This window comes from Rhizobium sp. IY2 (genome assembly GCF_047532935.1).
Classification (GTDB): domain Bacteria; phylum Pseudomonadota; class Alphaproteobacteria; order Rhizobiales; family Rhizobiaceae; genus Rhizobium; species Rhizobium anhuiense.
On the sequence record NZ_JBLKNU010000055.1, the window covers coordinates 1 to 259 of the forward strand.

Below are 259 nucleotides of genomic sequence, written 5' to 3' on the forward strand. Positions count from 1 at the left end.
GGCGCCAACGACCTACAGCCTGTTCAACGCCTCCAGCACGCCGACCCAGACCAACCTCAACGATGGTCAGCAGCTCGAGCTCGGCGTCAAGTTCCAGTCGAACGTCGCCGGGGATGTCACGGGCATCAAGTTCTATCGCAGCGCCAACGACAACGGCCAGAACGTCGTCGACCTGTGGACCACGACCGGCACCAGGCTTGCCACCGCCACCTTCAGCAACACCACGGCGAGCGGCTGGCAGACGGTGAACTTCACGACG

At 63.7% G+C, this 259-nt stretch carries 1 protein-coding gene; it reads left to right on the top strand.

Annotated features, from left to right (window positions below):
- A partial coding sequence (locus tag ACMUVN_RS33360) for a DUF4082 domain-containing protein (protein ID WP_414816063.1) occupies positions 1–259 on the top strand: 259 nt, incomplete at both ends.